The 5,184-nt window shown below is 55.6% G+C and carries 7 protein-coding genes; 1 reads left to right on the plus strand and 6 read right to left on the minus strand.

What is annotated here, in order from left to right; genetic code table 11:
- The 6 genes from fabD to L691_RS0100785 form a co-directional block, all read right to left on the minus strand.
- On the minus strand, positions 1 to 724 hold a 724-nt coding region (gene fabD / locus L691_RS0100760), incomplete at its 3' end, for an ACP S-malonyltransferase (protein WP_025688148.1).
- A gap of 22 nt (positions 725 to 746) precedes the next feature.
- Positions 747 to 1,736, minus strand: coding sequence for a beta-ketoacyl-ACP synthase III (locus L691_RS0100765; RefSeq protein ID WP_025688149.1), 990 nt, complete (start codon positions 1,734 to 1,736; stop codon positions 747 to 749).
- Positions 1,737 to 1,744: 8 nt separating this feature from the next.
- On the minus strand, positions 1,745 to 2,734 hold the full coding sequence (plsX, locus tag L691_RS0100770) for a phosphate acyltransferase PlsX (protein ID WP_025688150.1): 990 nt from the start codon (positions 2,732 to 2,734) through the stop codon (positions 1,745 to 1,747).
- Positions 2,718 to 3,314, minus strand: a complete 597-nt coding sequence (fapR, locus tag L691_RS0100775; protein WP_025688151.1) for a transcription factor FapR — start codon at positions 3,312 to 3,314, stop codon at positions 2,718 to 2,720. The genes plsX and fapR overlap by 17 nt, the downstream gene beginning before the upstream one ends.
- A gap of 274 nt (positions 3,315 to 3,588) precedes the next feature.
- Positions 3,589 to 3,762 carry a 50S ribosomal protein L32 gene (gene rpmF, locus L691_RS0100780; protein WP_019911234.1) on the minus strand — a complete coding sequence of 58 codons (174 nt, stop codon included), beginning with the start codon at positions 3,760 to 3,762 and terminating at the stop codon, positions 3,589 to 3,591.
- 59 nt (positions 3,763 to 3,821) lie between these two features.
- The gene (locus L691_RS0100785) at positions 3,822 to 4,334 is read right to left on the minus strand and encodes a YceD family protein (protein ID WP_025688154.1); all 513 of its coding nucleotides are present in this window, start codon (positions 4,332 to 4,334) and stop codon (positions 3,822 to 3,824) included.
- Between the two features lie 197 nt (positions 4,335 to 4,531).
- On the opposite strand from L691_RS0100785, the gene L691_RS0100790 reads away from it, so the two are divergent.
- A partial coding sequence (locus L691_RS0100790; protein WP_025688155.1) for a nucleotidyltransferase family protein occupies positions 4,532 to 5,184 on the plus strand: 653 nt, incomplete at its 3' end.

Consider the following 5,184-nt stretch of genomic DNA (forward strand, 5'->3'; position numbering starts at 1 on the left):
CCGCCGGATTCGTGACGGGAAGCGCGGTAACGTTGACGACAACGGGAACGGACGGTGCCTTGAACTCCGTCTTCGCCAGCTCGTCCGACAGTCTTTCAGCCGCTGCCTTCATCATGGAGGAATGGAAAGGACCGCTCACTTCCAGCGGAATTGCCCGCTTGCCGCCAGCTTCCTTCACCCGCTGAACGACCGCGTTCACGCCCGCCTGCGAGCCCGATACGACAATCTGTCCCGGGCAGTTGACGTTCGCCAGCTCAACCGGGCCATCCTGCTCCGATACGCTGCGGCACAGGTCCGCCAGCGCTTCGCGCCCGGCGCCCAGCACGGCCGCCATCGCGCCTTGTCCGCTTGGCACAGCCTCTTCCATAAACTGGCCGCGCAGACGCACCAGCTTGACGGCGTCCTCGTAGGCCAGTACGCCAGCAGCCACCAGCGCGCTGTATTCTCCCAGGCTGTGGCCGGCCACATAATCCGGCGTAAGGCCTTTGCCCTTCAGCGCCTCCAGATAGGCTACGCTCGCTGTCAGCAGCGCGGGCTGCGTATTCGCTGTCTGCTTAAGCTCGCTGTCAGGCCCTTCAAAGACAAGCGTGCTGAGCGGAAAGCCGAGAACTTCATCGCCTTTTTCAAATATCGCACGGGCCTCGGGCACAGCTTCATAGGCATCCTTCGCCATACCAACCGCCTGCGCGCCCTGGCCGGGAAATACGAATGCGATTTTACTCATTATGCTATTTGCTCCCTTCCGCTTACCAAATCAATATGGAAGCGCCCCAAGTCAGACCTCCGCCGAAGCCGACCATCAGAACGGTATCGCCTTCCTTCATCCGTCCCTCTTCCGCCGCTTCCACTAAGGCGAGCGGTATAGATGCCGCCGAGGTGTTCGCGTATTTGTCTACATTGATTACGCACTTCTCCGGCGGAAGATCAAGACGCTGCATCGCCGACTGAATGATGCGAATATTCGCCTGATGCGGTATGAATAAGTCAATGTCTTCTTTTGCAAGCCCCGCCTTGCCAAGCACCTTCTCCGTCGCCGCACCCATAACCCGGACCGCAAACTTGAACACTTCCCGGCCGTTCATATAGATGAAATGCTTCTTGCCTTCCACCGTCTCCGCCGTAGCGGGCAGCCGCGAGCCTCCGCCTTCCAGCTTGAGTAGCGGTCCGCCGGCGCCTTCTGCGCCAAGATCAAAGGACTGGAATCCCCGGCCCTCCGGCACTTCGCCGACTACGACCGCTCCAGCACCGTCGCCAAATAGCACACAGGTATTTCGGTCGGTATAATCCGTTATCCGTGACAGCGTGTCGGCTCCAATAATCAGGGCATTGTTGTACATGCCGTTCTGAATGAAACCGACTGCCGTCGCCAGGCTGTATACGAAACCGGAGCAGGCCGCAGACAGGTCGAATGCCGCCGCGCGCTTTGCTCCGAGCTTATCCTGCAAAATGCAGGCTGTAGAAGGAAAGGTCGTGTCCGGCGTTATTGTAGCCACAATGATCAAATCAAGATCTTCAGCCTTCATGCCTGCCGAAGCCAGCGCCCGAAGCGACGCTTCATAGGCAAGATCGGAAGTTGCCTCGTCCGGAGCCGCGATATGCCGCTCGCGGATTCCCGTCCGGCTGACAATCCATTCATCGTTTGTTTCCACTATTTTTTCCAGATCACTGTTGGTTAATATTTTTTCGGGTACATATTTTCCCGTGCCGATAATACCGACCGGCCGTAAGTTATTCATAATGTCACTCACTTCCCGCTGATTTCCTTGGATATACTTGGGACAAGACCGGACGAAAGCGCCTGCCGCGCCTGCCGGACCGCATTTTTGATGGCGTTTCCGTCAGAAGAACCGTGTCCCTTCACTACGAGACCGCTTAAGCCCAGCAGCGGTGCGCCGCCGTGCTCCTTGTAATCCATCTTGCCTCTGAGACCTCTCAGCTCTGGCATAAGCATCGCCGCTCCAAGCTTTGTCTTGAGAGAGCGGCTGAGCTGCTCTTTGAGCAGGGAGAAAATCGCTCCCGCCGCACCTTCCAGCGACTTCAGCAAAATATTGCCGGCGAATCCGTCGCAGACAAGCACATCGCAGCTTCCCGTCAGGATGTCGCGCGCTTCCACGTTGCCGACAAAGCGGATGCCTGGAAGCTGCTCCAGCAGCGGATACGCTTCCTTTGTCAGCTTGTTTCCCTTGCCGGGCTCCGCGCCGACGTTCAGGAGACCAACGCGCGGCTGTAAAATGCCGTGCACCTTGCTGCGGTAAATGCTTCCCATCAGCGCGTACTGCGCCAGATGCTGCGGCTCGGCATCCATATTCGCGCCTAGATCCAGAGCCAGCACACCGACATCGTCGAGGGTCGGGATCATAGGAGCGAGCGCCGGGCGCTCAATGCCCGGCATTCTTCCGACAATAAGCAGCCCTGTCGTCATAAGAGCCCCCGTATTGCCGGCGGATATCATGGCCTCGGCTTCGCCTTCTTTAACCATCTTTCCCGCAACAACCATGGACGAATCCTTTTTCCGCCTTACGGCTTTGACGGGTTCCTCATCGGGCCCGATTACTTCGTTTGCATGGCGGACCGTTACATTGGCCGGCTTATCTTTAAGCAGCGGTGCCAGTATTGCTTCGTCACCGACTAGAATAATCTGTGTGTCTTTCCATTCCGCCGCCGCGGACAAGGCGCCCTCCACGTTGCTCTCGGGCGCGTGGTCCCCGCCCATGGCGTCAATGGCGATCTGCACTACGGCTCACTCCTTCGCTGTATTCTTCGTTTACGGACCGGTACACGACAAAATGGCCCTGAAAGACCATCTCCTCACCAACATATGTAAATACATCGACCTCGGCCTTGCCCTTGCGGCCCGTTAGCGAACGGACGTAAGCCTTGGATATGCATTTCTCACCCAGACGGACCATGCGTACAAAGCGGATATCAGCGGAGGCGGTAAGCGCGATTTCAGCATTGATGACGGCAACCGCCAGCGAATTGGCCTGAGCGAACACATAATGGCCGCGGGCGATCCCGTTCCTGGAGAAGACATGCTCCCCACGGATTTCAAAGATCGAAATGCCGCTCTTGTCCAGCTGCAAATCAACGATATCGCCAACCACTTCGTCCACAGGAAGAGAACGCACCTGATCGTAGGAATGCTCCGCCATCTGCTTCATGCGCTCCCGCAGCTCCGGAATACCAAGCTCCATTCGGTCCAACCGGATCGTTTGTATGCTGACCTTCAGCTGCCGGGTAAGCTCACGGTCCGTGACAAAAGGATTTTCCTCAATAATCTGCAACAGCTGCTGCTGGCGTTCTTTCTTCGGCACGCGCTCGATGGCGGTTCACCTCCCGTCCTTGTTTATGAAAGCATACCCATCTATCGGCCGCAAGTTATGTCGGAAGTTATGTTCATTCTAAACTTAGAACCTGGTACTAATATGTAGTATAAAGCATGAGGCCGCAAAAATAAAGCTTTGACTTCAAAACCTGCTCCGGACGCCTCCAAAATAGCGGATTCCCTACAGCAAACCTTTTTTGCCTTTCCGCACAAAAAAATAGCACCTCACCGATAGATGAAGTACTACTTTGTTTGTAAGACTGCTACTGCTTGATGATCTCTCTTGCTTTGTACGTTCCGCATACTTTGCATACGTGGTGAGCAAGCTTCAATTCTCCGCATTGTTCACATTTCACCATGCCCGGGACAACCAGCTTAAAGTGCGTGCGGCGCTTGTCACGGCGTGTTTTGGACGTTCTACGTTGAGGTACTGCCATGTGTTCCACCTCCTTATTCAAGTCAACCCGATTAATCGGGCCGTTTCAGTCTCATCTTCTCATTTGAAAAAATCTTTCAACCCGGCAAGACGCGGGTCGATTACGGTGTTGTCGCAACTGCAGGCGCCTTCGTTCAGATTATGACCGCACGTGGGACAGAGTCCCTTGCAGTCCGGAGTGCAAAGCACGGAAAGCGGCAAATGAAGAAGATAGCTTTCCTGGACATAAGACGTCAAATCTACGGCTTCATCGGTCACGTAGATAAGATCGTCGTCCGCATCTTCTTCCGGCTCAGCCGGTTCCTTGCCCCACTTGAACGTTTCGGCAAAAGGAATATCCATATGCGTCTTGACAGGAGTCAAGCAACGTGCACATAGCATGTCGGCATCTCCGCTCAGCTTACCCTCCACGGTTACGAGATCCGCAGCCGCGGGCAGCGCATCGAGATCGGCCAATAACGGTGATACAGTCAAAATATCCTTGCGGCCTTTGACGGCTTCGCTTACATCCACATTCTCATGGAAGTGCATAGGTCCGTCGGCATTTGCAATTTTGCGAAAGTGAAACTTCATAAATATCACTCCAAACAAACAAAATTTATTATACCTACCTCATATGACCTTTGTCAACTATTTCCCCTTTATATTGTTAGGTAAAGGGACTCTGAATTATGTTATAACTATTAGTAACCCATTCTTGGCGTTTTGACTGAGCTTGCTTACGCTTAAACCAGCACCATTACTATAAACAGAACAGGAGTGAACCCTGCGTGCCGACAGTAGGGATTATTGCCGAATACAACCCTTTACATAACGGGCATGTCCACCATTATAACGAAGCCAAAAGATTGTCCGGCGCTAGCCACTCCATCGTCGTGATGAGCGGTTCTTTCACCCAGCGCGGGGAGCCTGCTATGTTAAGTAAGCGGGCACGGACTGAAATGGCTCTGCGCATGGGCGCCGATCTGGTAATTGAGCTGCCGGTCGCTTATGCCGTTCAGCCTGCCGAGTGGTTCGCCTTCGGCGCGGTGGCGCTGCTGGAAGCGACTGGCGTCGTCAGCAGCCTGTGCTTCGGCTCCGAGGCCGGAAGCCTGGCGCAGCTATTGCCGCTGGCACACTTTCTCTCTGAGGAAAGCGGCCTGCTCCAGAACGAGCTCCGCCGCCGCCTTGCGCTCGGCGAGAGCTTTCCCGCCGCTTACAGCGCTGCAGCGGCGCAGGTATGGCAGGAAAGCGGGGGTGCGGGCAGCGGACCGCTGCCCGCTGCTGCCCGCCCCAATGTTCCTGCCGAACGCAATGCCGGTCCGGATGACCATTCGGGAACCGGCTCCGCACCGAAATTGAACGGTGACAGCTTAGCCGAGCTGCTGCGCGGACCGAATAACAGCCTTGGCCTTCATTACCTTATCGCCCTGAGGCGGCTCGG

The sequence above is a fragment of the Paenibacillus zanthoxyli JH29 genome (genome assembly GCF_000520715.1).
Taxonomy (GTDB): Bacteria; Bacillota; Bacilli; order Paenibacillales; family Paenibacillaceae; genus Paenibacillus_AQ; species Paenibacillus_AQ zanthoxyli.